At 35.1% G+C, this 14,986-nt stretch carries 17 protein-coding genes; 6 read left to right on the forward strand and 11 right to left on the reverse strand.

Going from position 1 to position 14,986, the window contains the following annotated elements:
• Positions 1-30 precede the first annotated feature (30 nt).
• The gene (locus BT156_RS02185; RefSeq protein ID WP_072406745.1) at positions 31-372 is read left to right on the forward strand and encodes a hypothetical protein; all 342 of its coding nucleotides are present in this window, start codon (positions 31-33) and stop codon (positions 370-372) included.
• An 84-nt stretch (positions 373-456) separates the two neighbouring features.
• Here BT156_RS02185 and BT156_RS02190 read toward each other — a convergent pair whose 3' ends face one another.
• The 8 genes from BT156_RS02190 to BT156_RS02225 all read right to left on the reverse strand — a co-directional run bounded on the left by BT156_RS02190 (position 457) and on the right by BT156_RS02225 (position 8,319).
• Positions 457-2,337, reverse strand: coding sequence for a DUF3472 domain-containing protein (locus BT156_RS02190; RefSeq protein WP_072406747.1), 1,881 nt, complete (start codon positions 2,335-2,337; stop codon positions 457-459).
• Between the two features lie 237 nt (positions 2,338-2,574).
• Positions 2,575-3,186 carry a PDZ domain-containing protein gene (locus BT156_RS02195; RefSeq protein ID WP_072406749.1) on the reverse strand — a complete coding sequence of 204 codons (612 nt, stop codon included), beginning with the start codon at positions 3,184-3,186 and terminating at the stop codon, positions 2,575-2,577.
• 9 nt (positions 3,187-3,195) lie between these two features.
• Positions 3,196-3,738 (reverse strand): retropepsin-like aspartic protease, encoded by a 543-nt coding sequence (locus BT156_RS02200; protein WP_072406751.1) that lies wholly within the window; start codon positions 3,736-3,738, stop codon positions 3,196-3,198.
• Between the two features lie 60 nt (positions 3,739-3,798).
• Positions 3,799-4,524, reverse strand: a complete 726-nt coding sequence (locus BT156_RS02205) for a DUF5131 family protein (RefSeq protein ID WP_072406753.1) — start codon at positions 4,522-4,524, stop codon at positions 3,799-3,801.
• Positions 4,524-5,366: a three-Cys-motif partner protein TcmP gene (gene tcmP / locus BT156_RS02210; protein WP_170857260.1), complete on the reverse strand. Its 843-nt coding sequence runs from the start codon at positions 5,364-5,366 to the stop codon at positions 4,524-4,526. Before tcmP ends, BT156_RS02205 begins: the two co-directional genes overlap by 1 nt.
• A gap of 164 nt (positions 5,367-5,530) precedes the next feature.
• Positions 5,531-6,568: a peptidylprolyl isomerase gene (locus BT156_RS02215; RefSeq protein WP_228429947.1), complete on the reverse strand. Its 1,038-nt coding sequence runs from the start codon at positions 6,566-6,568 to the stop codon at positions 5,531-5,533.
• 77 nt (positions 6,569-6,645) lie between these two features.
• Positions 6,646-7,155: an FKBP-type peptidyl-prolyl cis-trans isomerase gene (locus BT156_RS02220; protein WP_072406759.1), complete on the reverse strand. Its 510-nt coding sequence runs from the start codon at positions 7,153-7,155 to the stop codon at positions 6,646-6,648.
• Positions 7,156-7,245: 90 nt separating this feature from the next.
• Positions 7,246-8,319 (reverse strand): branched-chain amino acid aminotransferase, encoded by a 1,074-nt coding sequence (locus BT156_RS02225; protein WP_072406761.1) that lies wholly within the window; start codon positions 8,317-8,319, stop codon positions 7,246-7,248.
• 84 nt (positions 8,320-8,403) lie between these two features.
• Here BT156_RS02225 and mnmD point away from each other — a divergent pair, with 84 nt between their 5' ends.
• Together mnmD and BT156_RS02235 are read left to right on the forward strand one after the other, a co-directional pair.
• Positions 8,404-9,078 carry a tRNA (5-methylaminomethyl-2-thiouridine)(34)-methyltransferase MnmC2 gene (gene mnmD, locus BT156_RS02230; protein WP_072406985.1) on the forward strand — a complete coding sequence of 225 codons (675 nt, stop codon included), beginning with the start codon at positions 8,404-8,406 and terminating at the stop codon, positions 9,076-9,078.
• A gap of 137 nt (positions 9,079-9,215) precedes the next feature.
• On the forward strand, positions 9,216-9,632 hold the full coding sequence (locus BT156_RS02235) for an NUDIX domain-containing protein (protein WP_072406763.1): 417 nt from the start codon (positions 9,216-9,218) through the stop codon (positions 9,630-9,632).
• A 31-nt stretch (positions 9,633-9,663) separates the two neighbouring features.
• Here the strand turns inward: BT156_RS02235 and BT156_RS02240 are convergent, their stop codons facing one another.
• Entirely contained in the window at positions 9,664-10,368 is a 705-nt protein-coding gene (locus BT156_RS02240) for a DUF4294 domain-containing protein (protein WP_072406765.1), read from the reverse strand.
• 51 nt (positions 10,369-10,419) lie between these two features.
• Here BT156_RS02240 and chrP point away from each other — a divergent pair, with 51 nt between their 5' ends.
• Entirely contained in the window at positions 10,420-11,493 is a 1,074-nt protein-coding gene (chrP, locus tag BT156_RS02245) for a chryseobasin maturation metalloprotease ChrP (protein ID WP_072406767.1), read from the forward strand.
• 87 nt (positions 11,494-11,580) lie between these two features.
• Positions 11,581-12,231 carry a ribulose-phosphate 3-epimerase gene (gene rpe / locus BT156_RS02250; protein ID WP_072406769.1) on the forward strand — a complete coding sequence of 217 codons (651 nt, stop codon included), beginning with the start codon at positions 11,581-11,583 and terminating at the stop codon, positions 12,229-12,231.
• Positions 12,232-12,459: 228 nt separating this feature from the next.
• On the opposite strand, the gene BT156_RS22320 is transcribed toward rpe, so the two are convergent.
• Positions 12,460-12,693, reverse strand: coding sequence for a DUF1772 domain-containing protein (locus tag BT156_RS22320; RefSeq protein ID WP_262484293.1), 234 nt, complete (start codon positions 12,691-12,693; stop codon positions 12,460-12,462).
• Entirely contained in the window at positions 12,681-12,944 is a 264-nt protein-coding gene (locus tag BT156_RS22325) for an anthrone oxygenase family protein (RefSeq protein ID WP_228429924.1), read from the reverse strand. Before BT156_RS22325 ends, BT156_RS22320 begins: the two co-directional genes overlap by 13 nt.
• Before the next feature lie 194 nt (positions 12,945-13,138).
• Here BT156_RS22325 and BT156_RS02260 point away from each other — a divergent pair, with 194 nt between their 5' ends.
• The gene (locus tag BT156_RS02260) at positions 13,139-14,977 is read left to right on the forward strand and encodes an alpha-L-fucosidase (RefSeq protein WP_072406771.1); all 1,839 of its coding nucleotides are present in this window, start codon (positions 13,139-13,141) and stop codon (positions 14,975-14,977) included.
• Positions 14,978-14,986 lie beyond the last annotated feature (9 nt).

The following is a 14,986-nucleotide window of genomic DNA, read 5'->3' on the forward strand; positions in this document are numbered from 1 at the left end:
TATCCCAAATGGATCTTCAACGATTCCGTTTTGCCAAATTCAGGCGGTTTACAATCCTCAGCCAAGGAAGAAGTGAATTATCAAAAACAGTTCTCCCCGAAAGAGATTGCAACAAAACAGAAACACAACCTTAAAAATTTATTAATGATGAAAGAATTATTTGAAATGATATTCAGAACACGGGAAGATTCCACAAAAGTACAGGTTTTAAGCATTTTTTTATTGGTGGGCTTCGGCCTTTTCTGCCTGTTTATTTTCACGGCAAAAATCCATTTAAACAGCTTACTGGTATATGCGACCGCTTTTCTTGCTTACGTAGGTTTTTGCCTGCTATTCATAAGCTCTCTGCTAAGAAATATGAAAAGAAAATAGACAGAAATAAACAATAATTTCTGCCACACATAAAAAAACCGTCCTCTTAAAAAAGGACGGTTTTCATTTTATTATGATTTTTCGTTATTGTACTGTAAATTTTCCTGAAATGGTTTGAGTAGCACTTTTAGCATTATAAAAGTAAATTCCGCTTCTTAAACCTGAAGTAGAAACTGAAATTTTGCCACCTCTTACATGTTGAGATCTTACGGTTAATCCTTCTACGTTTACCACTTTCAATTCAAAATTATCTTCAGGAAGATTGATGTAAAGTGTTTCTCCCTGTTTTACAGGATTTGGATATACTGTTGATAATTGATCATTTTCAGATAAAATAGTGTTCGCTGATTTCATTGCATTGGCTGAAACCATTTCAAGAATCCACTGATGGTTCACTCCTGCCGTTCCGTTGATATCCTGATCCCATATATTGATATTCGTACCGGCAGTTTGTGAATTGGCTGGATTATCCATTGCCTTCATATTTGATAATGCCGTTCCAATAACAATTGTATTTGATGTGTATGCTTTTAACACCCATTGTTGGTTGTTCCCGCCATGTTTGGGATATTGAACCAAATTTGTTCCATTTGTAATATTAGAAGCCGGAACATCAATCGCCAGTCCCGATGTACGGTTCAGAATGATATAATTATTTCCTGCTTTTTCTAATTTCCATTGCTGAGCAAGGTTACTGTTCAAAGGTTGTTGAACCATTTTTGCATTAGCTGTTGTGCTGTAATTGGCTGGAGTAATGTATTGTCCGCTTCCTACACATTTAATTCTATAAAAAGCATTAGGATCAACCGTTACAGGCTGTACAATACTACTGACTGTTAAAGAATTATATCCAAAATTAGAAGTTTGCTTAAAAATATCTTCCAACACCACACTTACATAATATTTTCCGGGCTGAGAATTAGCAGGAAGCGGTACCGAAACGCTTCTCTGATCCGGACGAATTCCTGTAACAACAGCAACCGGAGTATATCCATTTCCCCAACTTGCTTCTGTGTACAAAGATACTTTGTAAGAAAGTTGTGGGCTTGTCGTTTCCGAACTTGTCCAAGCTACATTCATAGAATTGCTTCCCGTATTGTAAGAGGGTGTAACGGTTGCCACGGTAATTGGCAAAGCAGTACTTGGCTTTGCACCATTCTGAGTGATCGAATTAAAAGTAACAGAGCTTCCAGCCGGAGCCGGAGTCGTACCGCAAGACGTTACTTTGATGGCTGTGTTATTAAATGCTGTTTCCGCACCCCAAGAACCTGTTCCTGCCGCTGCAGTATATCTTGCAGGTTTCGACCAGTTTCCCTGTGCATTCATACTCCAGAAGTTTCTGAAATATCCGCAACGGGTAGCTTTACTTGCCGCCACATTCCAATTTTCGACAAAACCACCAAGCTTTGTTCCTGTAAATTTGGCATCATTTTCGGGAGTAACGATCGTTACATAATGTTTCCATTTTTGCGTTCCGTAGTTGTACATAAAGAATCCGATTCTGGTTTTTCCGTCACCAATCGACCATCTTCTGACAACTGTTGCATACCAGGTTCCCGGAGTCCAGGGCATGGGATTATCGGTGTGAAGACCAGTCCCCTCACCTCCAAAACCATCGACATAGGTATTCGGAGCAACATATTCTGTTGTACATTGCGGAACATTAGAATCCTGAAGATCCCACATCGAGAAAATATTATTATAAATCTCGTTGGGTTTGTACTGAATTCCTGCATATCCGCCCCTCGGACCTAAAGAAAAATTAAGAGTGGAATAATAGGTATTCACTTTTTTACAGGTATTATCTGCCATTGCTTCCGAATACCAAAGTTCTCCGGAATTTGCCATATCAAATCCCTCAAGATACGGCCCCCAACTCGGACAAGTCGCGGTTTGAGCATTGAATGTCTGTGAAAAAACTGCAAGAAACAGCAGTAAAAACAAGGTTTTAAATTTAGTTTTCATTGTGTAATAGTTTTGTGATTAATGCACAATGAAATTAAGAATATTTTAAATTACTTTATATTAAATGATTGGATATTTTAAAGCTAAAAGTTGAACAACGGAAAATATCTTTTGTTAGAAAATCGAAATGAAGTATTATAAAAATCCTTCGACTTCGCTCAGGATGACATCTCTAATACTATCTGTTTAATTATACAGAAGTGTTATCCTGAGCGAAGTCGAAGGATCTCTAAAATATTATTTCAAATACTCATTTTTATCAAGTTTAAAATCAAGGATTTTCCCGTCTCTTTTCACCTTAATTTCAATGGTTTTATAATCCTTTTCTACTCTATTGATCATATAGTTACAGGCAGACTCTTTATCTAAATGATCGAGATCAATGGTATTGATACTTAAAATAGAATCGCCAATCTGAACAGGCGAACCATTATCTTTAAACACAAATGCAACAACAGGTTTTGCATCTATAAAACGATATCCGAAACCAAAAGATTCCAGTTTGGGAGGATTGTTTTTGATGCGTTTCATGTAGATCTTGCTGTTTTTCCAGTCCATGATGAAAATAAAATCTTTGAAGAATTCATTTCCGATCAGGCTTGTACTTCCGGTCATCACCAATTCATTTTGGAAGGTTTGGTTTCCTAGTGCCAGTTCATCCGTTCTGAAAATATATCCCGGAAGCGGTTTTCCGGCTCCAAAGGCTCCGACAGAATTTGTTCCGTAGGTTTCAACCGCTTGCTTTACTTTTTTTGAATTATAATTGCTGTCCGAGATCTTCAATCTTCCGGTAAATCCTGTATCGAAAGTCAATTCAATTTTTTTATCTAAAATTTTTGCCAGAACCATTGGTGTTTTCTACGTCTTTGTATCAAATGGAATTACTGTTTCATAGTCTTTCAAATCAAAATTCGCTAAGTCTTTTGTCGTTTCAATCGAATTTTCCGAGTAATTAATTCTCCAGAACAGTTTGGCCATCTGGTTAGCTCCCAAAATACCATCAATTTTGAAACAACCCAACTCAGAACTATTAAAATCCATTACGACAACTCCGATATTTTTGAACATAACATTGTCAACCAACATTTCCGGTAACTGCGTGAAGATCTGTTCCTGCTTATTTTTCTGTGAATCTTTTACTTTGCTTTTGTGCTTTTTCTCAAGATTCAGTTCGCTGTAGATGGCATTGGAAATCACAGTCGGCGCCCCGGAATCAAACAGAAAATTATATGTTTTCCCATTGATATTAACTTTTACAAACGGTAAATCGCTTGCATACGTTAGATTGATCTTCTCAACTGGATTTTTTAATTGCACCTCTCCTTCTTCGAAGAATCTTTTGCCTTGCGCGGAAATGAGGATTGTGAAGAGTATTAAAAATAGTTGGGAGATCTTTTGCATTGGGTTATTTTGGGCTAAAGTAGGGAAAAATATTATAAATAAGTTAGCCTATAAATTACTCTAAACACTTCTTTGTAATTCAATTTCAGGCATTTCATCATAAGTTCTACCATTTAGTAAACGTCCTGCGGCTTTTTTATTTTTTCCACCCCATTGTTTAAAGAAAAATGCTACATCATTTTTTTTACATTGCTCTTGAATATCAATCACCCAATCTGCATCCATAGGTCGTGGTCTATGACCACTTTCACCTCCAACAATAACCCAATCTATGTTTTCAAGATTTAAATTAGGTAGAGGTCCAATCAAAGGCTCAAGAGATAAAAACTTTACTCTAGCATTAGTATTTCTAAGAAAATCAATTCTATTTTTTACTTTTTCATTTTCAACAGAAACTCCCATCCAAATATTATGAGTCCATTTAAGTTCAGTATGTAATTCTAGAAGTCTTTCTGCTCTTTTAGTTAAAACCTGAAAAACATGTTGAGGATTATTATTCATAACCTTAAAAACTTTTTTAATAAAATCCAAAGGAATATCTTGATGAAATAAATCACTCATTGAATTAACAAAAACAACTTTAGAGTTTTTCCAAGTGTAAGGTGTGTCTAAAGCTTCTTCATGAGTCCTTACTTCAAAATTATCTTTATATTTTTCCAGACCCATAGCCTGCAACCTTTTGGACATTACTTCAGCATAACAAAATTTACATCCAGCTGAAATTTTATCACATCCTGTAGTAGGATTCCAAGTCATTTCCGTCCATTCAATACTAGATTGTGCCATCAATTATTATACTTTTTAATTATTTGATTTGCTATTCTTACTGCAGTCTGATTATTTGAAGCCATATAAAAATGAAACATTACGGAATTCATTTTATTCTTTAACACATAAGGCTCAGAAACAAATTTAAATAAACTTTTCAATTTATCTTTGTATAATTCGGCAGACTTATTAATTGCATTTTCTTTAGTCATTACCGTTTCTTCTCCAAATAATGTCAAAACTTTCGATTCTTGATAAAAATATGAGAGAATTTCTTCTTTATTCATCCCTAAAAATTGTTCTAATTTTGCAGAATAAGCGTCAGAAATTTGTCCATTATTTTTAAGTAATCTATTTACTCCCATTCCTGTTGGAACTAAAATCCATACATCCACTGAATGTTTTTCGAGAGTTTGGAGAGATTTCCAATTTAATTGCATTCCACAAGGATCAATGTAAGCCAAAGATTTAAATTTTTTACCTTTTTTTGATGACAAAAAATTACTGAGTGATTCAATTTTCACATTGCAATCTTCATTTACAACAAAGATCTTTTTGTTTGGATAATTAGGAACTGTTTGACTATTTAAAATATCAGCATATTCCTTTTCTTTTTCCACAAAATAATATAGATCAAAACCTCTAGGCTCTTCAACTTCTAACATTCTCCTAGCTGCACCAATTATTGCATTTACCTTATTATCTCCTTGGATTTGCCCAGATCCAGCAAAACCGTCAAAATACAATAGATCCCAATCATATTTTCGAGCAAAACCATTCATAATTTTTAAATATGCTCGAGCATACTCAATTAGGATTTCAATTTTATTTTCAGTCCAATTTCCTCCAAATTCATTCATGTTTTGTAATTTAATTTTACAATTATAATAAAAAGCTTTAAACATTACAAATTTAACACACATTTCTATTTAGAAGTCACGGAAAACCATAATTAAACCATAATAATTATCAAATTAAAAAAAAGCCGCCCTTTCGGACGGCTTTCAATATCATAAAGCTTCAATTACTGAACTTTCACAAGCTCAACATCGAAAACTAACCATGCGTTTGGCGGGATCACTCCTCCTGCACCTCTTTCTCCGTAACCTAATGCTGGTGGGATCAATAAAGTAGCAGTTTCACCTTCTTTTAATAATAGGATACCTTCGTCCCATCCTTTGATCACTCTACCCATTCCGATAGGAATTTCGATAGGCTCGTTTCTTTTGAATGAAGAATCGAACTCAGATCCGTCTACCAATTTTCCTGCATAGTGTACAGAAATGTTATCACCTGCTTTTGGAGCTTTTCCGGTAGTTGTTTTTGTGATCTTGTAGTATAATCCAGATTCAGTTTTTTGCATTCCTGCCTGTAAATCCTCAACCATTTTCAACTGATTCGCTTTGAATTCTTCCTCTTTTTTCTTTCTGTCAGCTTCTTCTTTTGCGATATAAGCTTTGTTATTTTCAGCGATCTTAGCTTTTCCTTCTGTGAAAGTTTTTGCTGCATCGTAGTTTTTGTACTCATCTCCTTTGCTGAAAATAGATACTTTTTCAAGTACAATATCAGTTTTAGGCTTATCCTGAGCTCCTTTTTCTACGTTAGCAATAGCATCGATCACATCGTTACCTTTTACCACTGATCCGAAGATTGTGTGTTTTCCGTCTAACCAAGGTGTCGCTACTTCAGTGATGAAAAACTGAGAACCGTTGGTGTTTGGTCCGGAGTTCGCCATTGATAAAATACCTTTTCCTGTATGGTGAAGATCATTTTTTTCGTCTTCGAATTTATATCCAGGATCTCCCATTCCTGTTCCTTTAGGATCTCCCCCCTGGATCATAAAATCTTTGATTACTCTGTGGAAAATAGTTCCGTCATAGAAAGGAACTCCTTTAGCCTTAGCTTTGTTATCAATTTTACCTTCTGCAAGACCAACAAAGTTAGCCACAGTTACAGGCGATTTTTTGTCTTCAAACTTTACAATAAGATTTCCTTTAGTTGTTTGAAGATTAGCATAAAGTCCGTCTTTAAGCCCTTCGTAAGTTTCTTTGTCTACGTTCATTTTTTTATAAATTGGTGTACAACTCATCAGCGAAACACTAGCCGCTGCCAGAATTATATTCTTGTTAAACAATTTCATTATAATGCTTTTAATTTTATGATTAATGGGATATCATTATCTATTTTTTTCTCGTCTCCATAGGTTCCATAGGCCAGTGCAGACGGCACCAAAAGCGTAACTTCTTCCCCATCATGTATAAAACGCAGTGCATTTTCTACGGCTTTTAACTCATCAAAGTGTCCGAATTTGGCATCTCTTCTCGCAACTGGTTCGTCATAGATCTTTGTATCATCAAAATCATACAGATCATAAGAATAAGAAATAAGGGAATTATCCTGTCTTCTTTCTCTCTGATCAAAACCTTCGGCAGTTACCCAGTAATTAAGCTGTGTGGGATAAAATTTTACAGATTGCATCCCGATCCACTGCTGGATCTGGTTTCTTTCTATTGAATTAAGATTTTTCATTCTGTCTTTAGAGACATCAAGATCTTTTTTACTCAAGACCCCGCCCACGGGAGGATGAACCTGTGCATTTCTGTTACAGCTCAGCAAGCCTAATACCGATATGAAGAGTATTTTTTTCATAAACTTTTGCGAAAATACGCATTTCACAGGATATAAAAAACAAAAAAAGCCAAGAATCTCTTGGCTTTCATATAATTTTTCTGTGTTGAATTAAACTGTTTCAAGAACGTTTTTCTCAACCATCACTCTCCATCCGAAAGTATCTTCTGCAACGTTAGTCTGAATATTAACTAAATCATTTTTAAGTGTAGCAGCAAAGCTCTCATCATCAGAAAGTACAGGTAACTGTAATTTATCACCATTATATCCTAAAGCCTGGAAAACCGTAGTTACAACTGCAGTTCCAACTCCCCAAACTTCTTTCAGTGTTCCGTTCTTCTGAGCTTCTACAACAGCTTTTACAGAGATTGGCTCAACCTTTACTTCAATACCTCTTCTCTTAGCTAACTGAATAAAACTGTCTCTTGTAACGCCATCTAAAATCTTCTCAGAAGTTGGAGGCGTATAAATTGTATCATTAATTCTAACGAAAACATTCATTGTTCCACTTTCTTCGAAATATTCGTGTGTAGCATCATCAGTCCAGATAATCTGCTCATATCCTTCTTCCATTGCCAACTGAGTCGGGTAAAAAGATGCTGCATAGTTACCTGCTGCTTTAGCAGAACCTACACCACCGCTTGCCGCTCTTGAATAATGGTCTGAAATTTTAACAGAAACCGGATCTGTATAATAGCTCTTTGCAGGTGTTGCAACGATAGCGAACATATATTTATTAGAAACTCTAGCTTTCAATGCTTCTTCCGTAGCGAAGATCAATGGTCTGATATACAATGACATTCCCTCTCCAGAAGGAATCCAGCCTCTATCAAGGTCTACCAATGCTTTTAAACCATCTAAAAACATTTCTTCCGTAACTTCCGGCATGGCAAGACGCGCAGCCGACTTGTTGATACGCTCAAAATTCTTTTCAGGCCTGAAAAGGAAAACCTGCCCGTCTTTGTCTTTATAGGCTTTCATACCCTCAAAACAAGCCTGCCCGTAATTTACCCCCATCATCGCTGGTGTAAACATTAAAGGACCATAAGGAACTAATTTTACATCCCCCCATTTTCCGTCTTCATACTCACATATTATCATATGATCTATAAAAGTATTTCCGAAAGAAAAATTGTTTGGGTCGAATGTAGAAATTCTGGAGTTTTCAGTTTTTTGAATTATCATTTCTAAAATTTTTTATGATGTTCTACAAATTTAACATAATTTTCTAAATATAAAAATTTTACATTAAATTTGACAAAAAAAAGCTTGAAACGAGAAATTAAGACCACAAATGACGGTAGTAAAACTTTGTTTATCAATGATTTAAACGAAAACTACCACTCACACCACGGAGCCCTACAGGAAGCAGAACACGTGTTTATTAAAAATGGATTAAATTTGGTAAATGATTACGAAATTAATATTTTAGAACTCGGTTTTGGAACAGGTTTGAATGTTTTGGTTACAATTAATGAATATTTAAAAACTGACAAAAATCATATCATCAACTATTTTACCCTTGAAAAGTATCCCATAAATGAATCAGAAATTGAAGATTTAGCCTACTTTGAGCATTTTGATAACCCAGAATTCAAAGAAATTTATCAAAAAATTCATCAAGCTGAATGGGGGAAATCGGTTGAAATTATTAATGGTTTTAATTTAAAAAAGATACAATGTGACTTCTTTGACCTGAAAGACATTGAGTTACCTAAAATCAACCTTGTTTATTTTGACTGTTTCGGCGCGAGAGTTCAGCCAGATCTTTGGGAAAAGCCATTATTTGAACTGGTTTCCGATAAAATGAGTGTTAACGGCCTATTAACGACCTACTCTTCTAAAGGAAGCGTAAGAAGAATTCTTCAGGAACTTAATTTTAAAGTAGAGAAGAAACAAGGCCCTCCGGGGAAAAGGGAGATGATTAATGCAGTTAAATTGTAGATATTAGATATTAGAAGTTAGAGGTTAGTATAAATACGAATAAGAAAAACTTGTTTTGTTTATTAATACTAATTTCTAGTTTCCAATCTCTAACATCTCTATAAAAATTCCTAAATTAGCTATACAAATTATTATATATGATAGATAAGATCAACGTGAGAGTCTATGCCTGTGCTGTAAAAGACAAAAAAGTTCTGACACTATTTGAAGAATATGCAGGAGAGCCTTTAATGAAATTTCCGGGAGGCGGATTAGAATATGGAGAAGGACTTATTGAATGTTTACACCGCGAATTTGATGAAGAGCTTAATGTGAAAATAGAGATTGCAGAGCATTTCTACACACAGGAAAACTTTCTGGTTTCGCGTTTCAGAGAGAACGAACAACTTCTTACCATATATTATATAGTAAATATTATCAACGAAGAGGATTTCATCATCCTTGATCCTTGTATTGAGAAAACAGAATGGATTTCTATCGACAGACCGGACAATCCGTTTTCTTTACCTGTAGATAAAGTTGTATTCGATAAATTAAAAGAAAAATACCTGTAAAATTTACAGGTATTTTTATTATATGGGTTTGTTATTTTGGGGATTTAAAAGTACTTGCACCAGGATAAGGCTCAAGGTAACCAGAATTCCAGTTGGATTGCAGGAGAGACTCTAAAAATTCGTCAGTTCTGTTTTTACGCGGGTTGTATTGGTCTTTAAGATCGATATCTGCCATTTTACCTTTTACATTCCACCAGAATGCGCTCCATCCGCCTCTTAATTCTTTAATAATTTCAAATACATTTTTGCCGGTAGCTCTGTTCATCAACTTTGCAAAAACCTGACCTTCTGTTGTCGTCAAATCTCTCAATTGCTTTTCATATTGATCAGCCAGCATATTTTGCCTGTCTTTTACATATTTTCTTTTTGCTTTACTATCCAGATCTGTCATTTCCTTCTGAATATCTCGGTATTGCTGAAGAGCAGTCACAAATAAAGGATAAACTCTGTATAATTTTTTATTAAGGAAATAATAATAATTTTTATCTAGCTGATTGTTAAATTTCGGTTTATTCACTAAAACCAATTCATCCATTGCCACCACAGTTTCTCCGTTGATCTCGTAGATTCTGGCTTTTTGGCTTTCATCGTAGTAATATTTATTGCCAAATTCATCCACTTTTAACAACTCTTGTGGATACTGGCTCAAAGGCTTCACAGTCACGGAATCCCTTTGTCCGAAAACAAAGACTCCAAAAAAGAAAAGAAAAAGACAAACAATCTTAGTAAAATTCATTATTTTTACACGTATTAGAACAAAAATTAAACGCAAAAATCATTCCTTTTTATGAAATTTGAGAAGAAATCTTTGAAATTTTTAGAAAAATACTTAAATACTTCATCGCCAACCGGATACGAACACAAGGGGCAGGAAGTCTGGATGGACTATATCCGGCCTTACGTTGATAAAATTGAAGTAGATCATTACGGAACTTGCTATGGGATAATTAATCCCGATGCTCAATTTAAAGTAGTTATTGAAGCACATGCCGATGAAATCTCATGGTACGTAAATTACATTACAGATGAAGGATTGATCTACGTAATCCGAAACGGAGGCTCAGATCAGACCATTGCACCATCAAAAGTCGTTCACATTCACGGAGAAAACGGAATCGTAAAAGGAGTTTTCGGATGGCCTGCAATCCATACAAGAACCAATCAAAATGAACCCGTTCCAAAGATCGAAAATATTTTTATCGACTGTGGAGCAACCACCAAAAAAGAGGTTGAAGAAATGGGAATTTACGTTGGCTGTATGATCACTTATCCAGACGAATTCTTCGAAATGAATGACCGTTATTTCGTTTGCAGAGCTTTAGATAACAGAATCGGTGGTTTTATGATCGCAGAAGTGGCAAGACTTTTAAAAGAAAACAAGAAAACGATTCCATTTGGCTTGTATATCACCAATTCTGTTCAGGAAGAAGTTGGTTTATATGGAGCTGATATGATTGCAGATACCATCAAACCTAATATCGCCATCGTTACAGATGTTACTCATGACACGACCACTCCAATGATCGAAAAGAAAAAAGAAGGCGACCAGAAATGTGGTGACGGGCCAGTTGTTTTCTTTGCTCCAAGTGTACATCACGTGATCAGAGAATTAATTATTGATACTGCAAAAACTAAAAAAATTCCTTTCCAGAGAGCAGCAGCAAGCAGAGCTACCGGTACTGATACTGATGCATTTGCGCACTCCAACGGCGGAGTTCCGAGTGCTTTAATTTCTTTACCTTTGCGCTACATGCATACAACCGTGGAAATGGTTTCTAAAGAAGACGTAGGAAATGTAATTAAACTGATCTACGAAACTATTTTGAAAATAAAACCGGAAATGAAGTTGAAATATCATTAAGAAAAAGAAGTTAGAAATTAGATTTTAGAAGTTAGTTTTAATCTAACCTCTAATTTCAAGCTTCTAAAATCTAAATAAAAGTAAAAAATGAAAACGAAGCTTATTGCTCCTTCCCTTTTATCTGCAGACTTTGGGAATCTGCAAAGAGACATTGAAATGTTAAATAATTCTCAGGCCGACTGGTTACACATCGATGTGATGGACGGAAGGTTTGTACCCAACATTTCATTTGGTTTTCCTGTGATGAAAACTGTTCAGCAGCATGCCAAGAAATTTGTAGATGTACATTTGATGATCTTAGAACCGGAAAAATATGTTGAAGAATTCATCAATCACGGTGCTGATCTTATTTCGGTGCATTATGAAGCCTGTACGCATCTTCACAGAACAATTCATCATATTCAGAGTTTGGGAGCGAAAGCCGGGGTTGTTTTAAACCCATCCACTCCGGTTTTAATGTTGGAAGATATTATTGCTGATGTAGATCTTGTATTGTTAATGAGCGTAAATCCAGGATTTGGCGGACAAAAATTCATTGAAAACACTTACAAGAAAATCGCTGAAACGAAAGACTTAATTTTAAGTAATAATTCTACTGCTCTTATTGAAATTGACGGTGGAGTAAATCTGGATAACGCTTCAAAACTTTTCGAAGCGGGAGCAGATGTCTTAGTTGCCGGAAATGCAGTTTTCTCAGCCGAAAACCCTGAAAGAACTATTGAGCTTTTAAAAATTTAATTATTCCGTTTTTAAATAAAGATAAAGGCAGCTTGTGGCTGCCTTTCTTACTCTGTAATCTGAGCTTATGATGGTTATTAGTTTTTATTTTTTAAAGCTTAGTGCTTAAACTTCCTTTTGTAATTCTGATGTAAAGATCTACAATAAATTCATTAAAAGCATCCGTAAAAACACTGAATTTTCATTAAGTATTTCTACTTAATAGAAAATTTTAACGAAAAAAAATATTTATTCCACCTTATTCCAGACACAGGCACAAACGACTAAAAGTATGCTGATTACAGAAAAAACAGTTCTTATGTTGTTTAAAAAATTCCATCTGTTTTCAAAGTTGTCCCGCATTTGCCTGATTCCTTCTTTTGTAGAATTTACAATACTAAACTTATCTAATTGATCATTAAGCGGAACATTTCCAACTACTGTCACTCCGAATACACCGATTAAATAAGCTAACGTAGCCAACAGAAGCAAGGTAAAAACAGGATTTTGTGACCGATATAAAATGTAGAAATCGGAAGTAAAACGGCAGTTCCCATAAAACTTACAAAAAATACAGGATTCAGGATCTCACGGTTGATCGACTGCATTGCTTTTAAATATTCTGTGTCTGATAATTTTCCCAATCCCAATACGACAGAACAGGAATATGCGTAAAAAAGTCCGGCTATCAAGGCTGTGAGGACAGCTGTGACAATTAAAAGTATCGTTGTCATTTTCATATATTTAATTTGATGATTAAGTTTTTTTGCTGAAAGATAAAAATAATACATTAAAACAAATTTAAGTTTAATAATTTCTAATATTTAATCACAGATTCACAATATTTTCTTATTTCATACAATTGATCAATGATTATAAAGTAATTTTTATCAACTTTTCTTATTTTAGTCCGCAAAAACGGAGAAAGATGAAAAGTAAAATTACCGGAACATTTTTATTAGGATTGATTTTATCAACCGGCAGTCTTAATGCTCAAGATAAAACAGCCGACAACAAAAAAATGGAGTGGTTTCAGGATGCTAAACTGGGAATTTTTATTCATTGGGGTATCTATTCCGTTGACGGAATTGCAGAATCTTGGTCTTTTTTCAATAATTATATCAACCATGAAAATTACATGAAGCAGCTCAACGGATTTTCTGCTTCACAATATAAACCTGATGAATGGGTGAAATTAATTAAAGATTCCGGAGCCAAATATGCTGTCATCACCACAAAACACCACGATGGAGTTTCTCTTTGGGATTCTAAAGCTGAAAAATCCACCACTATCCCTAAAAACTCTTTGGCTAAAAAAGATATATTGGCGCCTTTTGTTTCAGAACTTAAAAAATCAAGGTTAAAAACGGGGCTTTACTACTCTCTTCCCGATTGGAGCCATCCTTATTACGACAATAATACCAGAACAAAAAAACGATATGATATTAAGAATGACCCCAAACGCTGGGCAAATTTTGTGAATTATTATCAAAGTCAACTGAATGACCTTTCCAGTCAATTTAAGCCAGATTTATTGTGGTTTGATGGTGATTGGGAGCATTCATCGGAAGAGTGGCAGGCGCCGAAAACATTAGAAAATTTAAGAAAATACAATCCGAATATTATCATCAATTCAAGGCTAAATACGCACGGAGATTACGAAACTCCTGAACAGGGAATTCCGGTGATAAATCCTCAAAGCGATTATTGGGAATTGTGCTATACGATGAATGATGCGTGGGGCTATCAGCCTTTTGACAAGAATTATAAAACTCCGAATATGATCGTGAGAACATTGGCAGACGTGATCAGCATGGGCGGAAACTTATTGCTGGATATTGGACCGAAAGCTGATGGAACAATTCCAGCCGAGCAAGTTGAAATTTTGAAAAATCTGGCAAGATGGACTTCAAAACATTCTGATGCCATCTACGGAACTAGACACGGAATTCCGTTTGAAAATTACAAAGGAAAATCTGCCATGTCAAAAGATGGAAAAAAACTGTTCCTTTATCTGGAAGAAGCGAAAGATTTTACAAAGGTTTACGGATTATTATCAATACCAACATCCGCGAAAGTTATTGGAACGAATCAAAAACTCAATTTCACAAAAGAAGCTAATCAAACAATAACGTTGGATCTTTCAAATGTACAATTTGACCAAGATGTTACGGCTGTAGAACTTGATTTTCCGGAAATTTTAATTCAAAAAGATATCAAGAAAGACAATCCTTCGCTCAATCAAATTTTAGAAACTCCAAATGCCAAGCTGGCTGCGTATCAAATTGCTGAACAGCTTCATGACGGAAATAATATTTTCAATAAATCAGGATTAACAAGTGACGGATTGGATATGAAATTTCCAAAATCATCAAAAACAAATTCTGAAACCATCAATTGGATCAGTAAACATGCAGAAGCTTTATTTGAAACTGAAAAAGGTCTGCCAAACGGGCATTATTCTGGCAACAGTGTCCTTTCAAAAGACAAACAGACAATTTATCTTTTTGTTGAAGGAACTCCAACCGGACCAATTGCTTTAAAAGGGATAAAAAACGGAATGGCCAGAATCCGAATTGTTGGCGATGGTTCTTTGGTCAATCATAGATCTTACAACAAATTATACTGGAGTGACAAACCCGGAATCATTTATATGGACATTCCAAAAGAAAGACTTGACAAAAATATGACAATAATTGCCGTTTTACTGGACAAACCTATTGAATTATTCCGAGAAAAGGTAGCCGCCGTTGAAAATAACCTGTAAAACCTGCCA

It is taken from the genome of Chryseobacterium limigenitum (assembly GCF_900114875.1).
Taxonomy (GTDB): Bacteria; Bacteroidota; Bacteroidia; order Flavobacteriales; family Weeksellaceae; genus Chryseobacterium; species Chryseobacterium limigenitum.